Origin of the sequence: Pseudescherichia sp. AS216, from assembly GCF_037152055.1 — a bacterium.
Classification (GTDB): domain Bacteria; phylum Pseudomonadota; class Gammaproteobacteria; order Enterobacterales; family Enterobacteriaceae; genus Pseudescherichia.
Genome location: NZ_JBBCMV010000001.1, coordinates 1014192 through 1033320 on the forward strand (window position 1 = coordinate 1014192; position 19129 = coordinate 1033320).

Genomic DNA, 19129 nt, shown 5'->3' on the forward strand with positions numbered 1-19129 from the left:
ACCATGAAAAAGTTTTTATACATACTTGGGGCAACTCTCTTTGTCCTTGCCGTTTTGTCGGCGCTGCTGTTTTTGCTGGCACAGATATCACCTTTCTTTGCAGCCATAGGCGAACACGCATCCTGGATAGCGTTGCTGGGGACGGTTTTTGTGACCGTTACGCTGTGCACGCTGATTTTTTTCCTTATTCCTTTCCTGAAAAACGATACGCCGGTGATCCCGCATGGCAGTTATCCAGCAGGCGAGGTGGCTAATACAAGGAAACAAAACGACTCTTTTTTTTCGTTGAATAAACACCTTCGCCGCCGCTACACCTCTCTCTGGCGCTACAGAGTCCGCCTCTTACTGGTCTGCGGCGAGCCCGCGCAAATAGCCGCCATCGCTCCTGGCCTTGCGGAAAAACAGTGGCTGGAGGGGCATCGGACGGTGCTGATTCACGGCGGCAGCCTGTCGGCGTTAGCGGATGCGGAGCGACTGGCCGCCCTGCGCAAGCTGCGACGTCACCGTCCGCTGGACGGCATCGTGCTGGCGCTTGATGAGGCGCAGGCCACTGCCGGTACGCTAGATAACGCGCTTCGCTCGCTCGAACAGCTTGGGGAGGCGTTGCGCTACCAGCCGCCGGTGTACCTGTGGCAGGTATGCGACACGCTGTGGCCGCAGGATAGCCGTGCTAGCCAGACGGTGGGGGCGCTGTTTCCGATGCAGGCCACGCCAGAGAGGGTTGAACAGCAGCTTTGCGCCATTCTGCCGTCCCTGCGTCAGCAGGGCATGCAACAGCTGTGCGCCAATCCGGCCCATGATTTTCTGCTGCGGGTCGGACACTCCCTTGAGGAGAACGGCATTGCCCGCTGGCGTGCGCTGCTGACGCCGTGGCTTACGGAGCACCTGAGGCGTATTCCGCTGCGCGGCCTGATGTTCAGCCCCTCGCAGGCAGGGGAAAAAGTAACGGATGAGGCGCTGCACCCTCACAGCTGGTCCGCTCCGGCTGCGTGGCAGGGGGTAATGACCGACTGTGAACGAGTACGCGGCGTGCAGGTAGGGATGCCGTGGCAGCGTACGCTAGGCGTTACTCTGCTGACGCTGGTGGTCCTGTGGGGCACGGGCAGCCTGCTCTCCTTTATCATTAACCGCCAGCATATTGTGACCACCACGGAACGGGCGCAGCAGCTGGTTAGCCATCCTGTCGTCAGTGATGAGCAACTGGTGGCCTTACAGGTACTGCTTAACGATCTCGCACGTCTGCAGAGCCAGCAGGCGCACGGTGCGCCCTGGTATCAGCGTTTCGGCCTCGATCACAGTGCGCAGCTCTTTACCGCGCTAATGCCCTGGTACACGCAGGCGAACAACCGCCTGGTACGTGATGCGGCGGTGCAGGCGCTCACGCAGCAGCTGACGACGCTGGCGAACCTGCCGCCGCGCAGTCCGCAACGGGCACGGCGGGCAAAAGCCGGTTATGACCAGCTGAAAGCGTATCTGATGATGGCGCGTCCGGACAAAGCGGATGCAGCGTTTTACACCCGGGTGATGACAGGCGCTCAGCCTACCCGTGTCGGCATCTCTTCGCCGATATGGCAGAGCATCGCGCCCGATCTGTGGGCCTGGTACATGCAAAACCTGCCGTCACAGCCAGCCTGGAAAATCACGCCGGATGCGGCGCTGGTGACGCAGGCGCGCCAGGTGTTACTGGAGCAAATCGGTCGGCGTAATGCTGAGAGCACCCTGTACGAGAACATGCTCACTCAGGTGCGCCGGAACTACGCCGACATGACCCTTGAGGATATGACACCGCAGACCGATGCGAGCCGTCTGTTTACCACCCGAGAGGTGGTGCCAGGGATGTTTACCCGCCAGGCGTGGGAGGGGGGGATTCAGGACGCGATCGATAAAGCGGTGGACTCCCGCCGCGACGAGATTGACTGGGTCCTGAGCGATAACCGGAAAAGCGTGTCAGGGGACGTTTCCCCAGAGGCGCTGAAGCAGCGCCTGACGGAGCGCTATTTCGCCGACTTCTCTGGTGCATGGCTGAACGTCTTAAACAGTATCCGGCTAAACCCGGCGCACACTATTGCGGATGTCACCGACCAGTTAACGCTTGCCAGCGATGTCCGCCAGTCGCCTTTGATTGCCCTGATGAATACCCTGGCGTACCAGGGGCAGACCGGAGAGCAGAGAGAGGCGATATCCGACTCGCTGGTGAAGTCGGCGAAAAATTTGCTGGGTAAGGGCGATAAACCGGTGATTGACCAGCAGGCCGCCGGGCCTGTAAGCCCCCTGGACGGCACGTTCGGACCGCTTCTGGCCCTGATGGGGAAAAACAGCGCGCAAAACGTGATGGCCGCGGACAGTTCGCTCAGCTTACAGACCTATTTAACCCGCCTGACCCGCGTGCGCCTCAGGCTCCAGCAGGTGGCGAGCTCGCCCGATCCGCAGGCGATGATGCAGCAGCTGGCGCAGACCGTATTTCAGGGAAAAAGCGTGGATCTGACCGACACCCGGGAGTACGGCAGCCTGATGGCGGCGAGCCTGGGAGAGGAGTGGAGTGGCTTCGGGCAGACCCTGTTTGTCCAGCCGCTGACCCAAGCCTGGGAGACGGTGTTACAGCCGTCGGCGGCCAGCCTGAACGAGGCGTGGCAGCGCTCGATTGTGGCTAACTGGCATGCTGCTTTTGACGGACGTTATCCCTTTTCCGCAGGCAAAAATGACGCCTCACTGCCGATGCTCGCGGCGTTTATCCGTCGCGACAGCGGACGTATCGATCGCTTCCTCACCAGCCAGCTGGGTGGCGTGCTGCACCGGGAGGGCAGTACCTGGGTGGCAGATAGCGCCCACAGCCAGGGGCTGGCGTTCAGTCCGGCATTCCTCAGGGCGATTAATCAGCTGAGCGAGTTATCTGACATTCTGTTTACCGACGGCAGCCAGGGCATCAGTTTTGAGATGCAGGGCGTTGCCATGCCGGAGATTGTCGAGACCCAGCTGACCCTTGACGGGCAGACGCTGCACTATTTCAACCAGCTTGCTGACTGGCAGAGCTTCCGCTGGCCGGGGGTGATTAACAAACCGGGCGCAATGCTGACCTGGACCTCCACGGCGGCAGGCGCACGGCTGTTTGCCAACGACAGCGGTCCCTGGGGGATTATCCGTATTCTGGAGAGGATGAAGCGGCAAAAGGAGAGCGACGGCCTCTACCGTCTGACTCTTACCGCGCCGGACAACCGGCAGCTTCAGTGGCTGCTGCGCACGGAGCTTGGCGACGGCCCATTGGCGCTGCTGAAGCTACGCAACTTCACGCTTCCGGCGCAGATATTCAGCGTTGATACGCTGAATGCAAAACGGACGGATGAAAAAGAAGTTGATGCAAATGAGAGGAGTGAATAATGGCGTCCGTTGATTCCCTACTGGCCGCCTGCCAGCTACGGGCAGACACGCAGGCGCAGGAGGCACAGTCCCGTCTTGCCCTGTGGGAAAACTGGCTGAAGCCTGTGTCTGATGACAATTCCACCGGCGACGACCCCGGCTATGACGACGATTTTCAGCAGATGCGTGAGGAGGTCAACAAGCTCTCGGGCGCAGACACGGCGCTGATTTGCCAGCTGGCGGAAAAGCTGCTGACGACCACCAGCAAGGATATTCGTGTTGCGACGTATTACACCTGGGCGCGGTTGCATCGTGACGGGGAGGCGGGGCTGGCGGATGGAATCGAACTGCTGGCCGGCCTGATGCAGCGCTTTGGTACAGGGCTCCATCCGCAGCGGGAGCGCAGCCGGAAAGCGGCGCTGGAGTGGCTGGCAAGCAGCCGGATGCTGGACAGCCTGCTGCTCTACCCGGAGGTGACAAAAGCCGAAGCCGGACGCCTCGCCGGGGCGCTATGGCTGATTGAGCGGGCCGTAGAGCACACGGCAGCAGACGAGCACCCGCAGCTCGGTGCCCTGTATGGCGCGCTGGAAACCCGCCTGTTGAAATCCGGCGGTATGGATGCGGTCGTGCCACAGAACGTCAGCGAGGGCAGCCACACGGCGCCACCGTTCGGCAGCGTGCCGCCGTTGGCGGGCATTACTTCAGGTCAGGAGCTGCTTACCCAGGCGCGCACCCTGGCAGACTACCTGAGAAGCCAGCCGGACGGCTGGCTGGCCGCCCATCGGCTAATAAAAAATCTTCGGCATGACACCCTGCACCAGCTCCCGCCGCTCTCCGCCGACGGTAAAACCCGCATCGAACCGCCCAAGCCGGAACAGCGAGCCCAGTTGAAACGGCTGTACCTGCAACAGAGCTGGCGTGAACTCATGGAGGAGGCGGACAGCCTGCTGTCACGGGGCGCTAATCACCTGTGGCTGGACGTGCAGTGGTATCTGCACCAGGCGCTGCTGAAATCCGGGCGGGAAGCCGAGGCCGCCATTATTCAGTCTGACCTGAAAGGCGTGCTCTCGCGCCTGCCGGGGCTTGAGACGCTGGCCTTTAGCGACGGCACGCCGTTCGCTGACGAAGTGACCCTCAACTGGATACAGCAGCAGGTGACGGATAACCCTGCGGGCTGGCAGGACAACACGACGGCGGCGTCCGCAATGGTATCCGGCGACGACGATATCCTGCTCCTGGAGCCGGAAGCGCTCACGCTTGCCGACAGCGACGGCCCCGATGCGGCGCTGGCCTGGCTGCAGGCCCGTCCTGGGATCGCCACGCCGCGCAGCCGCTGGCTGCTGCATTTACTGATGGCGCGCGTTGCCGAGCAGACGGGCAAAAATGAACTGGCCCTGCACCTGCTGGCTGAGCTGGATGCCCTTTCGGCCACCCTGACGCTGACGCAATGGGAGCCGGGACTGTTGTTTGAGGTGAAGGCGAGAAGGCTGAAACTGTTGCGCATGAAGGCCGGACGTAGTGAAGCAGAGAAAATCCGACTACAGCCGGAGATGGAGACGTTGCTGGCTGGGCTGATCGCCCTCGATCCCGCAAGAGCTGCCGTGCTGTGCAGCTGACGCTTTTATTCACATCCTGATATCTGAGATATGCAATGGACGACTTAACCCTGCGTTATTTTGACGCTGAAATGCGCTACCTGCGCGAAGCGGGTGAGGAGTTTGCCCGCGCCCATCCTGACCGAGCAGCAGCGTTAAACCTCGACAAAGCGGGTGCCCGCGATCCCTATGTGGAACGGCTGTTTGAGGGTTTTGCCTTCCTGATGGGGCGGCTGCGTGAAAAGCTGGACGACGATCTGCCGGAGCTGACCGGTGGGCTGGTCAGCATGATCTGGCCGCACTATCTGCGCACCATTCCCTCCCTCTCTATCGTGGAGTTTTCCACCGACTGGCGGGAGATGAAGGAGCCCGTCACCGTTGCCAGAGGGTTTGAGGTGCGCTCGCAGCCCATCGGTGAAAAGCGAACCCGCTGCCGCTACACCACCACCCAGCCGCTGACGCTGTTGCCGCTGTCGCTTTCTCAGGCAGGCATCACCACAGAGCCGGACGGGCGCTCGCTGATCCGCCTGCGTTTTGAGTGCGGACCGCTGGCAGACTGGCGAAGTATTGATTTAAGCCGCCTCCCGCTATACCTGAATGCTGACGCCGCGCTGGCCTGCGCGCTGCACGAGGCATTCACGCTCAACGTAGCGAAAGCGGGGATCCGCTTTCCCGGCGACATCGACCGCAGGCCGCTGGACGCCCATTTTGCCGTCTGCGGCTTTGGCAAGGATGAGGCGCTGCTGCCGGAAAGCGGCGGCTTCAGCGGCTATCAACTACTGCTGGAGTATTTTACCTTTCGCGAGAAGTTTATGTCCGTGGCGCTGCGCGGGCTGGAAAACGTCGTCTTTCCGGAAAACCTTCCCTGGTTTGAAATCGAACTGGTGCTGAATCAAGCGTGGCCACATGAGTTTTCCTTCTCAGCGAAGCAGATCCGGCTGCACTGCGCTCCGGTGATTAACCTGTTCCCGCTCGAGTCTGATCCGCTGCAGCTGGACATGCTCCAGACCGAGTACCTGCTGCGCCCGATGCGCATTCAGGACGGACATACGGAGATTTACTCGGTGGACTCCGTGACCTCGTCGCGCCATTCCGGACATCAAATATATGTGCCGTTTACCAGCTTCCGCCATAAAGGGGGCATGCTCCGGCACGACGCGCCGGAATATTATTACCACACGCGGGTGAAGCGCGGTGCTTCCGGGCTGCACGATACCTGGCTGATCCTCGGCGGTGAGGCGTTCGATAACCATACCGTACCGGAAGATGAAAAACTCTCTCTCAGCCTGACCGGAACGAACGGGCAGCTACCGCGTCGGGCGTTACAGAGTACGCTGCTGGATACGGTGGTCAAGTCCACCACCTCGCGTATCCATGTGCGCAATCTCTGTGCGCCCACGCTGCCGTGTTACCCGCCGGATCGGGACCGCTTTCACTGGCGGGTGCTGAGCCATCTCGGCAGCAGCTTTCTGTGGATGATGGATAACGCTGATGTTCTGCGCGGTGCGCTGGCGTTGTATGACTGGACGGATAACGAGATGAACCGCCGCCGCCTGGCGGCAATTGTCGATGTCAAACACGGCGAGGTAGAGCGTTTTGAGCAGGGGCACTTTATGCGAGGCGTGCAGGTTGAGGTGACGCTGGACAGCAACGGTTTTGCCGGCCACGGTGACATCTGCCTGTTTGGTGAAATGCTCAACCGCTTCTTTGCCCTGTACACCGATATCCATCTCTTTAACCGTTTGATTTTGATAGTGCAACCTACCGGAGAGCGTCTTGAATGGCAGGAGAACCACAACCGCCGCATTCCCGGTTGAGCCCGGGGCTTGAGCGGGATGTCCACCGCATCAACTTCTATCGTTTCTGTCAGCTGCTGGAGAAATCGCGCCCTGACGCACCCGCGCTGGGGATCGCGCTGAGCCCGGCGGACGACCCGGTGCGCTTTCGTCCGCATCCGGGGATGGGCTTCCCGGTCAGCGAGCTAAAGGCAGTGGAATATGATGAGGATAACCCTGATGCGCCGCCGACGGTGCGCACCACCTTTATGGGGCTGTACGGTGTGGATTCGCCGCTGCCCACTGCCTGGCTGGATGATATTGCGCAGCGGCGGGAGGGGCATGAGGCGCAGGAAGCGTTTCTCGATATCTTTAACCACCGCATCCTGACCCAGTTTTACCGTATCTGGCGCAAGTATTCCTATCCGGCAACCTTTGAAGCCGGGGGCAGGGACCGCACCTCCCGAAGCCTGCTGGGACTGATGGGTCTGGGTATTCCCGGCACGGATAACCATATAGCCACCCCGGTATCGCGTTTTTTGGCGCTCCTTGGCGTGATGCGTCTGCCTGGCCGTACCGAAGAGGGGATTCAGGCGCTGGTGCGGCTGCTGGCCCCCCGCACGCAGGTGACCGTCATGCCGCACTCTCCGCGCCCGGTTTATCTCGATAACCCGCTGGGTTTTTACGGCGATAGCGACTTCCAGCTCGACGGATATACGGTGCTGGGCGATGAAACGACAGAGATTGGCAGCCAGCTGTTGATTGCCCTCTATACCGAAGACCACGCGGAGGCGCAGAGCTGGCTGCCGGCGGGGCAGACCTATGACGACTTTCTGGTGCTGCTGCGGGTCTACCTTGGCTGGCGCTATAGAGCGCTTATCCAACTGACCGTTCCCACACAGCTGCTGCCCGCCCCGGTGCTGGGGGAGACGCCCTTTGTCCTCGGCATGACCGGCGTTCTGGGCATGGAGGGCGATGACGTCCCGCCGGATCTGCCTGCAACATTCACCATTGAGGCCGGGTGTTACCGTGGTATGTCGCCCGCCGCTACACCACAAGGAATACGACGTGTTGCGTACTCTGTTGATTAAACGACTCCCTTTGCTGCTGCTGCCACCGTTGCTGGCGGGGTGCGGCCTGACGCAGAGCTTCAGCGACGGCACGGCATCCGTAGTGAAGTCTGTTTTTTATAAGCAGGTGAAAACCCTGCATCTGGACATCACCGCGCGCCAGGCATTGAATACCGACGGGCAGGAGAATACCTCCCTGTCGGAGCCGCTGATGGTACGGGTCTACCAGCTTAAGGATCGTAAGGTCTTTGATAAAACCGTCTACCCGCAGCTGCTGACGCAGGGTGATGATGCGCCGGGCGCAGATCTTCTTGCCAGCCGCAGTCTGGTGGTGAAGCCAGGAGAGGATGTCAGCCTGGATATGCCCCTGGATGACAAGGCGCAGTTTGTCGCTGTGGTAGCGCTTTTCCGCGCGCCGGAGATGGCGAAAAATAGCTGGAAACGGGTATTGTCTCGCGACGAGCTCGATCCGGACAGGCCCCGGGTGATTGAAGCCGGGCATAACCAGCTGATCCTGCAACCGTTGAAGGATAACTGACCATGTCGCCACGCCATAGCGCCCCCTCACTCTACGAAATCCTCTACGGCAACTTCACCGGCGATCTCGACCTGATCCAGGTCAGTGAGCAGAACCAGACGATCCTGTCGGTGCTGGACAACATGCAGCGTATCCTGAACTGTCGCGCCGGAACGCTGGCGCATCTGCCGGACTACGGTCTGCCGGACATGACTAAAATCCTGCAGGGGATGCCGGGAAGCGCGCATCAGCTAATGGGAACCCTGTCAGCCGTATTGCTTAAATATGAGCCCCGGCTGAAGAAGATTGGGGTTGTCCTGCTGGACCAGACGATCCCCGGCGAGCTGCGCTATGCCATTGATGCTGAACTCAGAGGCGTCGGGCTCGTGCGGTATGGCACCGAGTTTATGCCGGAGGGGCGGGTATTGATCCGCCACCTGAAGCAACAAAACTATCTCAGTTAGAACACACGTCACTCAATTCACGGATACATCGATCATGAAACACACAGAACCCCGACATGTCCGGACGGGCGACGATCCGCGTCCGTTCCCTGACTTCATTGCGCTGCGCAATGAAATGAGCAAGCTGACGCATCCCGCCAGGCCTGATATCGACTGGCAGCGCATAGAGCAGCTCTCCCTTGCGCTGTTTGAAAAAAATGGCGTTGAGCTGCAGACAGGGGCCTGGTATACCCTGGCCCGCACTCATCTGGCGCGGGTGGCAGGCATGCACGAAGGGCTGAACATGCTTGCGGCAATGCTGGGCCATCGTTGGGCGCAGCTCTGGCCTCAGGCCAAACAGCCGCGTGCGGAAATTCTCTGTGGGCTGTTTCAGCGGCTGCATAAGGTGTTTCGCACCTTTACCCTGAGCGCTGAGGATTACCCGCAGCTTCAGCAGCTGGAGTCGACGCTGGAAACGCTAAGTGACATTCTGGCCCGGCAGGCGCTGCAGCAGGTAAGTCAGATAGCGCCTCTGCTGCAACAGGTACGTCATGCATTAATGCACGTAGAGAGTGCTTCCGAGCCGCAACGGCTGGATACGATCCCGCAGGCGCAGGGTGCAAACGTTGAGGTGATCCACGAAACAGCACCTGCAGCAAAACGTGCCGGTGTTTTCCTGAGTGGGATGCTGACCGCCTTTGTGCTGAGTGCCATAGGCTTTGTGGGCTGGTACTCTCTGATCCGCCCGGATGCGCTCACTGCGCTGCCGTACGATCGGGCGCTGAGCAGGACGCCGGATGCATCGCTGACGGGCTGGCATCAGGGCATGCTAACGCTACAAAACCTGAGCGAGCGGCTCAATGCCCTTGATGGTCAAAAGGGAAAATACCTCACCGTCAGCGAGCTGAAGTCACAGGTGTTTGCCGCCACGCTGGCCTTTAACAAGACGGTGCCGGTAGAGGAGCAGCTCCGTCTGATGTCTGAGCAGCAAACGCCTGAAACGATCCCGGATGCGCAAAAACGGCAGGCGAAGCAGCACTTACAGCAGCTCATTACCTACTATTTCGCTCTAACGCGCGGCGTTACGCCTCGTCAGCAGCCATCGGCAGCGGCCAGCCACCGAGCCGTTTCCAGCGGTTGACGATCTCACAAAACAGCAGCGCGGTCTGTTCGGTATCGTACAGCGCGGAGTGGGCCTGGGTGCTATCAAACGACAGGCCAGCGGCTGTACAGGCTTTTGATAAAACGGTTTGCCCCAGTGCCAGCCCGCTGAGGGCAGCGGTATCGAAGGTCACAAAGGGGTGGAACGGGTTACGCTTGAGCGAGGCGCGCTCTGCTGCCGCCATCATAAAACCGTGATCGAAGGTAGCATTGTGGGCCACCATAATGGCGCGGTTGCAGCCGGAATCTTTAATTCCCTTACGCACCATCTTGAAAATCGCGTGTAGCGCATCGTATTCACTGACCGCCTCGCGCTGCGGATCGTTGGGATCGATGCCGTTGAACGCCAGCGCCTCGGGAACAAGGTTGGCACCTTCAAAAGGCGCAACCTGGAAGTGCAGGGTGCTGTCAGGCATCAGCCAGCCGTCGCTATCCATCTTTAGCGTTATGGCGGCAATGTCCAGTAGCGCATCGGTTTTGGCATTAAACCCGGCGGTTTCAACATCAATTACGACAGGGTAAAAACCACGAAAACGGTCGCAAAGACCGGTGAGCTGTGCGTTATCGGACATAGGATCTCTTAATACAGGAAAAAGCAGCGCGCATTATGGCAAACTTTGAGTGGGATTACATAGCGCAGATAAAACAACGGGCGCAGAGTGCGCCCGCAGGGATCAGTTACCCAGGCCGCGGCCCGCGTCTTTCTCTTCGATTAGCTCGATTTTATAACCGTCTGGATCTTCAACAAACGCAATAACGGTGGTGCCGCCCTTAACCGGACCGGCTTCGCGTGTCACGTTGCCACCGTTCTGACGAATGCGCTCGCAGGCTTCAGCTGCGTTTTCTACGCTCAGAGCGATATGACCATAGGCGTTGCCCAGATCGTAGCTATCCACGCCCCAGTTGTAGGTCAGCTCAATCACCGCTTCATCGCTCTCCGGGCCGTAACCCACGAAGGCCAGCGAGTACTTGTATTCGGTGTTTTCGCTGGTGCGCAGCAGCTGCATGCCCAGAACCTTGGTATAAAACTCAATGGAACGTTGCAGGTCGCCAACGCGCAGCATGGTGTGAAGTAAGCGCATAATATCCTCTTTCGTTTTTTTGCTCAGGCATTTAAGTCATAAAGTCTATTTTAGTATAGCGGCGGATCCCTGCCGCTATCAATGCCAGTGACGGTTACAGCGTCGGGTAGTCGGTGTAGCCTTCCGCGTCGCCGCCGTAGAAACTCTCCGGGCGCTGCGGGTTCAACTCGGCTTTGCGCTGCAGACGCTCTACCAGGTCCGGGTTAGCGATGTAGTCGCGACCAAAGGCCACCGCATCGATCAGCCCTTTGGCAATCAGGTTTTCCGCTTTTTCCGGGGTATAGGCACCGGCGCCCACGATCGGGCCGTGGAAACGCGCACGCACTTTTTCACGGAACGCATCGGTATAGGGCTGGCCACCGGCCCAGTCCGGCTCGGAAAGGTGCAGGTAGGCAATGCCGCGCTTAGCTAACTCTTCGATCAGGTAGAGCGCATCCGCCTCTTCGTTATCGCCATTGTCAGTGTTCTGGAACGTACCGATCGGGGAGAGACGGATGCCGATACGCTCTGCGCTCCACTCTTTGCTTACGGCGTCGACCACTTCCAGCACCAGACGGGCGCGGTTCTCAACGCTGCCGCCGTACTCGTCGGTGCGGTGGTTTGCGGACGGAGAGAGGAACTGGTGCAGCAGGTAGCCGTGAGCAGAGTGCAGCTCTACCAGGTCGAATCCTGCTTCGCGCGCGTTAGCGACGGCCTTGCGGAAATCGTCAACGATGCCCGGGATCTCACTGATGTCCAGCGCGCGAGGCGTAGAGGTATCGACGCGAATAGCGTTACCGTTCTCGTCACGCAGCGAGGTGCGGGTCCCGGCGTTAATGGCAGACGGAGCCACCGGGGCATTGCCGCCCGGCTGGATGCTGGCGTGAGAGATACGGCCGGTATGCCAGAGCTGCACAGCCATGTGGCCATTTTCAGCGTGAACGCCGTCGGTGATCTTTTTCCACGCCGCAACCTGCTCAGGGCTGTGCAGGCCAGGGGCACCGGCATAGCCTTTAGCCTGAGCAGAGATCTGCGTTGCCTCGCTGATGATTAACCCGGCGCTGGCGCGCTGACGGTAGTATTCACCCATCAGCGGAGTAGGGATATCGCCTGGCTCAATGCTGCGCAGACGCGTCAGTGGAGCCATAAAAACGCGGTTCGCCGCAGTAATCGCACCCACTTTCAGCGGGGTAAACAGTTTGTTCGACATAACATCTCCTGAATAGACCGGTCGACTAGTTAAAGGTCAAATAAAACGCCTGCGTTACTCAGGCGTGATAAGTATTGTTTTAGCATGTGCCACCGCGCTCTCTAGCGGTAGGGCACTGCGGGAAATCTTAGCCTGTAAATTGGCTCCCAGCCACAGGGCATAGAGTACCTGCCCCTGGGTCAGGGCATCGCCTTCAAATGCCAGGCAGCGGGAACGACGCCCGTTCTCCAGCGCCTCGGCCAGCAGGGCGATAACCCGGCTTGCGCCTCTGTCCATTGCGCTGCGCATATCTTCAGAGAGATCGCATACCTCAGCTGAAAGCTTCACCGTCAGGCAACCGCTAATGATCCCCTTCTGCGAGAATTGATTCAGCGTCTCCTGGAAATAGGCGATCAGCCGATCGCGGTAGTTACCGTTGCCGTGAGCAAAGTGGTGCGCCAGCCGCTGGTGGTAGCCAACATAGTGACGCTCAAGCATGGCCACGCCAAACGCCTCTTTTGAGCGAAAGTAGTGATAAAACGAGCCCTTCGGCACTTCTGCCGTTTTCAATAGCTCGCTGAGACCCATGCCGGTAAACCCTCGATGCATGCAGAGCTGTTCGCCGGTTGCCAGCAAATGTTCACGGGTATCATGTTCGGTATCTCTGTTCATAATGCTCACTGTAATAGACCATTCGGTCTAATGCAAGGGTTGCTTTCTGGCCTGAGGGCGTCTTCAATAGTTACTATTGATCGTTAACAGGAGGAAGGACGTGCCGGAACAGCTGGAGTTTTTCCCCATTGTAAGCCCATGCCGGGGAATCTGTCAGACCGACGAGCAGGGCTACTGCCGGGGCTGCCTGCGCAGCCGGGATGAGCGCTTTAACTGGCAGCGCATGAGCGATAGCGAAAAGCAGAACGTTTTACGTCTCTGCCATCAGCGAGCCCTGCGTAAAAAGCGTGCAGGTAGCCAGCCGGCAGGCGAAGAACCGCAGCAGCCCTCACTGTTTTAAGCGCCGTTTTCCGTATACTCTTTGCCTATCTCTTTGCAAAGAAAGGAAGCGGTTATGGTTCAGCGTATTACCCTCGCCCCTCAGGGGCCAGAGTTCTCCCGTTTTGTCATGGGCTACTGGCGTCTGATGGAGTGGAACATGTCCCCACGCCAGCTGGTCAGCTTTATTGAGGCACATCTGGATCTCGGGGTCACCACGGTCGATCACGCCGATATCTACGGCGGCTATCAGTGCGAGGCCGCCTTTGGCGAGGCGCTTAAGCTGGCTCCGCACCTGCGCGAGCGTATGGAAGTGGTCTCAAAATGTGGCATTGCCACCACCGCGCGTCCAGAGCACGTTATCGGCCACTACATCACCGATAAGCAGCATATTATTCACAGCGCCGAGCAGTCCCTGGCAAACCTGGCGACCGATCGCCTCGATCTGCTCCTTATCCACCGTCCCGATCCGCTGATGGATGCCGACGAAATTGCCGAGGCGTTTCTTCAGCTCCACCAGAGCGGCAAGGTGCGCCACTTCGGCGTCTCTAACTTCACGCCGGCACAGTTTGCGCTATTGCAGTCGCGCCTGCCCTTCACCCTCGCGACGAATCAGGTTGAGATCTCCCCGGTTTACCAGCCGCTGCTGCTTGACGGCACGCTCGACCAGCTGCAGCAACTGCGCATTCGTCCCATGGCATGGTCCTGCCTTGGCGGTGGGCGGTTATTTAGCGATGAGGCTTTCCAGCCGCTGCGCGACGAGCTGGCTCAGGTCGCTCAGGAGATCAACGCAGAAACCATTGAACAGGTGGTCTATGCCTGGATAATGGCGCTGCCGTCGAAGCCGCTGCCGATTATCGGCTCCGGCAAAATCGAGCGCGTGCGTGCGGCCATTGCCGCTGAGGCGCTCACGCTTACCCGCCAACAGTGGTTCCGCATCCGCAAAGCCGCGCTGGGGTACGACGTACCCTGATAGCTGATTATCTGATTCTCCGGTGTTATCTGCATCTCTGGTTTAAACTTCAGGGATAACAGCAAATAACCGGAGAGCATATGAAGCGATTAAGCCTGGCCGTATTAACACTGTTAGCCTGCACCGGTGCGCAGGCTGCCAGTGAAGAGGTTGAAATGAACCTTGTCACTTCACAGGGCGTGGGGCAGTCCATCGGGACGGTGAAAATTACCGAAACGGATAAGGGACTGGAATTTGCGCCCGATCTTAAAGCGCTCCCGCCTGGCGATCACGGTTTTCACGTTCACGCCAAGGGGAGCTGTGAGCCTGCCATGAAAGAGGGTAAGGCCTCGGCGGCTGAAGCGGCCGGTGGGCACCTCGATCCGCACACGACGGGTAAACATGAAGGGCCAGAAGGTGCCGGTCATACGGGAGATCTGCCGGTACTTCAGGTCAATAACGACGGTAAAGCCACCCAGCCTGTGGTTTCACCGCGACTGAAGAAGCTGGATGAGGTGAAAAACAGAGCCCTGATGATCCACGTCGGTGGCGACAACTACTCCGACAAACCAGAGCCGTTAGGCGGTGGCGGGGCACGCTACGCCTGTGGCGTGATTAACTAATTAGGTTAGCATCCCCGGCGGTGGCGCTTGTACAAGCTGCGACAGTGAGATCTGTAGCCGCCAAATAAGCGCCGCCAGCTCTCGGGCCGCGGGTTGATGGTGGTGCGATAAGGTGTCGCAGCTACGCTGTAGCTGCTGTAACGTGTTGGCCAATTGACGTTGGTTAACTCCTCGCTCGCTCATCACATCGCGTAACTGTGCAATGCAAATGTCTCTGACCCGGGAAAGGGGATCGGAGCGGGTTTCCCATTCGCGAAGCTGCCATACCACATGCGAGCAGTTGAGCAGCACTACCCCCCAACGTAAAAGCCAGCGGCGCGCCAGCGCATCCTGACTGTTGCTGAGCTGACTGATGTGATGATACGCCAGCGATTCAAACTCATATTCACTCTGCAAGGGGCGCTGGCTGAGCTGATCGACAAAGTCGCGACGCATGGCGCGTATACGGCGGCGGCTTTTCCGGGCGTCCGAGCCGGGGCGCAATATAGCGAACGCCAGCCAGGAGAGCGCCACCCCGACGATTTTTGCCGAGTTATCATTAAGAAAATCAGTAAAGTCGTATACCGGCGGATTGGTTACGGCGATAAACGATCCCATAAAAACAATCAGCTGCCCCCATAATCCCGCCAGCGTTGTCATTTGCAGTTTCAGTAACTGCATGGTTATCAGCAGTGGAAAAAGAAACAGTAAGAATTGCCAGAGATCGGTTATTTGCACCATCAGGCCGAATTTCACCCCAAAGCTGAATAACGACAGCAGCACGAGGGTACGCATCAGTAAAGTGAGGGATTTAAACGGCGTGGCGACGATGGAATAGAGTACGCAGCTAATCGCCGCCAGCGATAGCGCACTCGCACCGGACTCCCACTGCGTGCCAATACTCCATGCCCCCACCATCATTAACGTACAGAAGGTCCGCGTACCGCTCCATAAGGCTTCCATGCTATCGGTATGACGCGCCAGGCCATGGCGATATCTGGCAGCGTGCAACGAGACGGGCGTGCCGTTTTCCAGCGCTCGCAGCCAGCGGCTACTTTGCAGATAAAGCGTGCAGAAATAGCGTAACCGTTGCCAGAAGGCGAGGTGGTGATAGTCGCTATCGTCGTGGGGACGCAGCGGGGCGATAATGCATGCGATGCGGTAAGCATCCACACGAGGAGTGGCGAGCGCAGAGAGCAGCTGTTCAACGATGTCACGGGTCTGGGGCGGCGGGCTGGGCCAGTTCAACAGCAGACGGCGAAGGCTGGAAATAACGCTGGTCAGCCGTAGCTGGTGGTGCAGCAGGGCGTTGAGCAGGGCATTCTGACGACGAAAGCGGTAATGACTCCAGAACGCCTGGATGCGTAGCAAATTCATCGTCAGGATCTGGTTGATGACCCCCTCATGCGCGGAACGAATGGCATCGTTGGTTTCAGGCTGCCAGAGCAGACCGGCGTGTTCCAGTAAGCGAGTATGCATGTTTTTCAGCGCAGTGAGCAGGGTGGTGCCATCCGAGGTGCTGGGCAGGATCATCATCATCACTCCGCCGCAAAGTATCCCCAACACCACCTCGCAAACGCGGGCCTGCGCGATATCCCACAGCTGGACGGTATCAATGAGATTAACGGTCGGGAAGGCAATAATGGCAGCGGTATAGCCTGACAGCTGAAAAGCGTAAGCGACGTTATTCGTAAAGTATGCGCAGGCCCAGGTACACAGGCCGAGCCAGGCCGCCATGCTGACCATGAAAAACCACGGTTCGTTTAAGGTATTACCGGCGATGATCAGCGCCGCCGTAGCGCCTAACAGACTGCCAGCAATACGCCCGAGGCTTTTACTGATGACGCCGCCCACCGTTGGAAAGCTCACCACGGCAGCGGAGGTCATCGCCCAGTATGGCTCATCCAGGTTAAAGCAGTAGGCGAGCGTTAAGGCAAGGCACATGGCAGTGGCGTTACGCAATGCATATCGCCATTGCCCGCTGGTCGCCTTAAACCAGGGGGTATTGCGCCAGCTCAACGACGACACATCCATTAGGGCTGACCAATTGCAACGCTGCACGTCGTACCGGAAATCAGCGTGATATCCTGGGGCAGTGAGTCAAACGCTATGCGCACCGGCACGCGTTGAGCCAGGCGTACCCAGGGAACATTGGGCTTGATGTCAGGTACCAGGCCCGAATCGCTCTCTACGCTTTGATCGTAGATAGCCCGCCCAATGCTGGATACGTGACCCTGTAACTTAACGTTGCTGCTATACAGCGTAATAACGGCCGGTGCGCCTTCGCGAATATGGCGCAGTTTTGTCTCTTCAAAATAACCCATAACATAAAACGAGTGGCTATCGACGAGAGCAAACAAGGGCTTGCCTGTAGTAGCGTAGTCACCTGTGCGGGTCGAAAGATTGGTTACCCAGCCTGCCACCGGAGCGCGAACGTCGGTTTGCTCAAGCTGCCACTGCGCGTTTTTCAAAGCCGCTTCGGCCGCTTCAACGGTAGACTTGGCCGCTTTAACGTTCAGATTGGCAGTATCCATATCTTCGGCGGAGATATAGTTGCGCGACAAATGCTGGCGGCGGCTGGCTTCGTTGGTGGCTTTTGCGAGGTCCGATCGCGCTTTAGCCAGCTCGGCTTGCGCATTAAGAATCGCTATGTTAAAAGGCGTTCTGTCAATGGTCAGCAGCAGGTCGCCAGCGTTGACGAACTGATTATCTTTAATCGTGAGTCGGGTTATGCTACCGGAAACCTGGGGCGTTATACTTACCTGCTCCGCGCGGACTTTGCCGTCGCGGGTCCATGGGGACTGCATGTAGTAGCTCCACACCCACCACCCTGCCAGCACCGCGACGACGGCGATCGCAACTGTTGAAAAATATTTAATTGTTTTAAGCGACATATTCACCACGCAACCAGCAATACGAAACTCAGAGAGACGCAAAGCGTAAAGATCGACAGATCCATCAGCAGGGGATGCCATATTTCCCCCGAATAGATCCAGTCGCGCAACAGACGATGTGCCACGAGCCAGATAATGAAACCGCAGGCGAACGCCTTGAAAAAGGGAGGGAAATAGAGCGATGCGCCGATCACCAGATCCTGTAAGGGCAATCCTGTTGCATTAAGCGTAAACGTCACAAATCGTAGTCCTTTGCATTAACTATCATTGTTTATAGGTTTAGCAAAATCTCGCCAACGCACTCCTTTTCTGCTCTAAGCTGATCGCGTCAGCTATAAGTAAAACAGGCAAGACGTTTGTTTTGAAAATATAAATATTGCACACTATTCTAAAATCAGCATAATAACTTAGCAAGCTAATTATAAGGAGATGAAATTGGAATCGCCATTGGGTTCTGATCTGGCACGTTTAGTACGTATCTGGCGTGCATTGATTGACCATCGCCTAAAACCTCTGGAATTGACGCAGACACACTGGGTAACGCTGCATAATATCCATCAGCTGCCGCCCGAACAGTCGCAAATTCAACTGGCAAAAGCGATCGGCATTGAACAGCCGTCGTTGGTGCGTACGCTGGACCAGCTGGAAGAGAAGGGGCTGATCTCTCGTCAGACCTGCGCCAGCGACCGTCGTGCAAAACGTATCAAGCTCACCGAGAAGGCCGCTCCGATCATTGATGAGATGGAGTCCGTTATCAATAAAACCCGGGGGGAGATCCTCGCCGGTATCTCTGCCAGCGAGCTGGAGCAGCTCATCAGTCTGGTGGGTCGACTTGAGCATAATATTATTGAGTTACAAGCGCGTGACTAACGCTGACAAGGGCCTTGCGAAAGCAGGGCTTTTTTATGGCGGGGCGTTTTGATAGTAGTCGATAGCAAAAGAAAGGGCCGCGACAGCGACCCCTTGAGAATAGTTAGCGTGGAGAGACAGTGACCTGGCTGCCGTTGCTTGCCATAACCACACGCTGGCCAGCCGCGAAGCGGGTATTACCCTGTTTCTGCACCACCATAATGGTGTTACCGTCGTCTTTGCGGATCTCCAGCTCTACACCCTGGCTTTTATTTACCGCGCCCTGTACGCCTTGACCGGCCACGCCACCTGCTACGGCACCTGCGGCGGTAGCCAGCGAACGGCCTGCGCCGCCGCCTACGGTGTTACCGAGGAAACCACCCAGTACCGCACCGCCCAACGCACCAATGACGTTATTGTCATCCCCGCCCTGAATCTGCACCTGTCGCACATTGACAATGGTACCGTAAGTGACATTTTGCACCTGTTTAGCTTCGGATGCGCTGTAAACGTCCCCTGACAAGGTGCTGTCATTCGCACAGCCTGCCAGAGTGAAACCAATCAGGGAAACTGCCAGTGTACGTAAAATCATCTATGAATCTCCTGTTCACCTAAAACGCTCGGACGAGCATCCGTCATCTTTAAATTATATGGCATTTAAAGATAACAGGTCACAC

19 protein-coding genes are annotated in these 19129 nt (G+C 58.1%); 11 read left to right on the forward strand and 8 right to left on the reverse strand.

The window, feature by feature from the left end:
• Positions 1–3: 3 nt before the first annotated feature.
• Genes WFN61_RS04990 through WFN61_RS05020 form a run of 7 tightly spaced genes read left to right on the forward strand, consistent with a single transcriptional unit; the run spans position 4 to position 9895 of the window.
• Positions 4–3375: an ImcF-related family protein gene (locus tag WFN61_RS04990; protein ID WP_337037979.1), complete on the forward strand. Its 3372-nt coding sequence runs from the start codon at positions 4–6 to the stop codon at positions 3373–3375.
• Entirely contained in the window at positions 3375–4970 is a 1596-nt protein-coding gene (tssA, locus tag WFN61_RS04995; RefSeq protein WP_337037982.1) for a type VI secretion system protein TssA, read from the forward strand. Before WFN61_RS04990 ends, tssA begins: the two co-directional genes overlap by 1 nt.
• Positions 4971–5005: 35 nt before the next feature.
• Complete coding sequence (gene tssF / locus WFN61_RS05000) at positions 5006–6766, forward strand: type VI secretion system baseplate subunit TssF (RefSeq protein WP_337037985.1); 1761 nt, start codon at positions 5006–5008, stop codon at positions 6764–6766.
• Positions 6730–7815, forward strand: a complete 1086-nt coding sequence (gene tssG / locus WFN61_RS05005; RefSeq protein WP_257757420.1) for a type VI secretion system baseplate subunit TssG — start codon at positions 6730–6732, stop codon at positions 7813–7815. Before tssF ends, tssG begins: the two co-directional genes overlap by 37 nt.
• Positions 7793–8332, forward strand: coding sequence for a type VI secretion system lipoprotein TssJ (gene tssJ, locus WFN61_RS05010; protein WP_337037989.1), 540 nt, complete (start codon positions 7793–7795; stop codon positions 8330–8332). The genes tssG and tssJ overlap by 23 nt, the downstream gene beginning before the upstream one ends.
• A gap of 2 nt (positions 8333–8334) precedes the next feature.
• On the forward strand, positions 8335–8775 hold the full coding sequence (gene tssE / locus WFN61_RS05015; RefSeq protein WP_337037992.1) for a type VI secretion system baseplate subunit TssE: 441 nt from the start codon (positions 8335–8337) through the stop codon (positions 8773–8775).
• 34 nt (positions 8776–8809) lie between these two features.
• Positions 8810–9895 carry a VasL domain-containing protein gene (locus WFN61_RS05020; RefSeq protein WP_337037995.1) on the forward strand — a complete coding sequence of 362 codons (1086 nt, stop codon included), beginning with the start codon at positions 8810–8812 and terminating at the stop codon, positions 9893–9895.
• Here the strand turns inward: WFN61_RS05020 and rnt are convergent.
• The 4 genes from rnt to WFN61_RS05040 form a co-directional block, all read right to left on the reverse strand.
• Positions 9837–10487 (reverse strand): ribonuclease T, encoded by a 651-nt coding sequence (gene rnt, locus WFN61_RS05025; RefSeq protein WP_144811863.1) that lies wholly within the window; start codon positions 10485–10487, stop codon positions 9837–9839. The genes WFN61_RS05020 and rnt overlap by 59 nt on opposite strands.
• A gap of 102 nt (positions 10488–10589) precedes the next feature.
• Positions 10590–10997: a lactoylglutathione lyase gene (gene gloA / locus WFN61_RS05030; protein ID WP_144811861.1), complete on the reverse strand. Its 408-nt coding sequence runs from the start codon at positions 10995–10997 to the stop codon at positions 10590–10592.
• A 94-nt stretch (positions 10998–11091) separates the two neighbouring features.
• Positions 11092–12186 (reverse strand): alkene reductase, encoded by a 1095-nt coding sequence (locus tag WFN61_RS05035; RefSeq protein WP_144811858.1) that lies wholly within the window; start codon positions 12184–12186, stop codon positions 11092–11094.
• A 54-nt stretch (positions 12187–12240) separates the two neighbouring features.
• Complete coding sequence (locus tag WFN61_RS05040; RefSeq protein ID WP_257757424.1) at positions 12241–12837, reverse strand: TetR/AcrR family transcriptional regulator; 597 nt, start codon at positions 12835–12837, stop codon at positions 12241–12243.
• A 100-nt stretch (positions 12838–12937) separates the two neighbouring features.
• Between WFN61_RS05040 and WFN61_RS05045 the strand changes: the two genes are divergently transcribed.
• The 3 genes from WFN61_RS05045 (at position 12938) to sodC (ending at position 14730) form a co-directional block, all read left to right on the forward strand.
• Entirely contained in the window at positions 12938–13177 is a 240-nt protein-coding gene (locus tag WFN61_RS05045; protein WP_042393803.1) for a DUF1289 domain-containing protein, read from the forward strand.
• 54 nt (positions 13178–13231) lie between these two features.
• Complete coding sequence (locus tag WFN61_RS05050) at positions 13232–14128, forward strand: aldo/keto reductase (RefSeq protein WP_312235485.1); 897 nt, start codon at positions 13232–13234, stop codon at positions 14126–14128.
• A gap of 80 nt (positions 14129–14208) precedes the next feature.
• Entirely contained in the window at positions 14209–14730 is a 522-nt protein-coding gene (gene sodC / locus WFN61_RS05055) for a superoxide dismutase [Cu-Zn] SodC (protein WP_144811850.1), read from the forward strand.
• Here the strand turns inward: sodC and WFN61_RS05060 are convergent, their stop codons facing one another.
• From WFN61_RS05060 to WFN61_RS05070, 3 genes are read right to left on the reverse strand one after another with little or no spacing between them, the layout of a single operon-like run.
• Positions 14731–16743 (reverse strand): FUSC family protein, encoded by a 2013-nt coding sequence (locus tag WFN61_RS05060; protein WP_436880837.1) that lies wholly within the window; start codon positions 16741–16743, stop codon positions 14731–14733. It abuts the gene before it with no gap.
• Complete coding sequence (locus WFN61_RS05065) at positions 16743–17603, reverse strand: HlyD family secretion protein (protein WP_337038002.1); 861 nt, start codon at positions 17601–17603, stop codon at positions 16743–16745. The genes WFN61_RS05060 and WFN61_RS05065 overlap by 1 nt, the downstream gene beginning before the upstream one ends.
• A gap of 2 nt (positions 17604–17605) precedes the next feature.
• Complete coding sequence (locus WFN61_RS05070) at positions 17606–17842, reverse strand: DUF1656 domain-containing protein (RefSeq protein WP_144811843.1); 237 nt, start codon at positions 17840–17842, stop codon at positions 17606–17608.
• Positions 17843–18032: 190 nt separating this feature from the next.
• Here WFN61_RS05070 and slyA point away from each other — a divergent pair, with 190 nt between their 5' ends.
• A complete protein-coding gene (slyA, locus tag WFN61_RS05075; protein ID WP_286172063.1) occupies positions 18033–18473 on the forward strand; it encodes a transcriptional regulator SlyA in 441 nt (146 codons plus the stop codon).
• A gap of 103 nt (positions 18474–18576) precedes the next feature.
• On the opposite strand, the gene slyB is transcribed toward slyA, so the two are convergent.
• Entirely contained in the window at positions 18577–19044 is a 468-nt protein-coding gene (gene slyB, locus WFN61_RS05080; protein WP_042393782.1) for an outer membrane lipoprotein SlyB, read from the reverse strand.
• Positions 19045–19129: the final 85 nt, after the last annotated feature.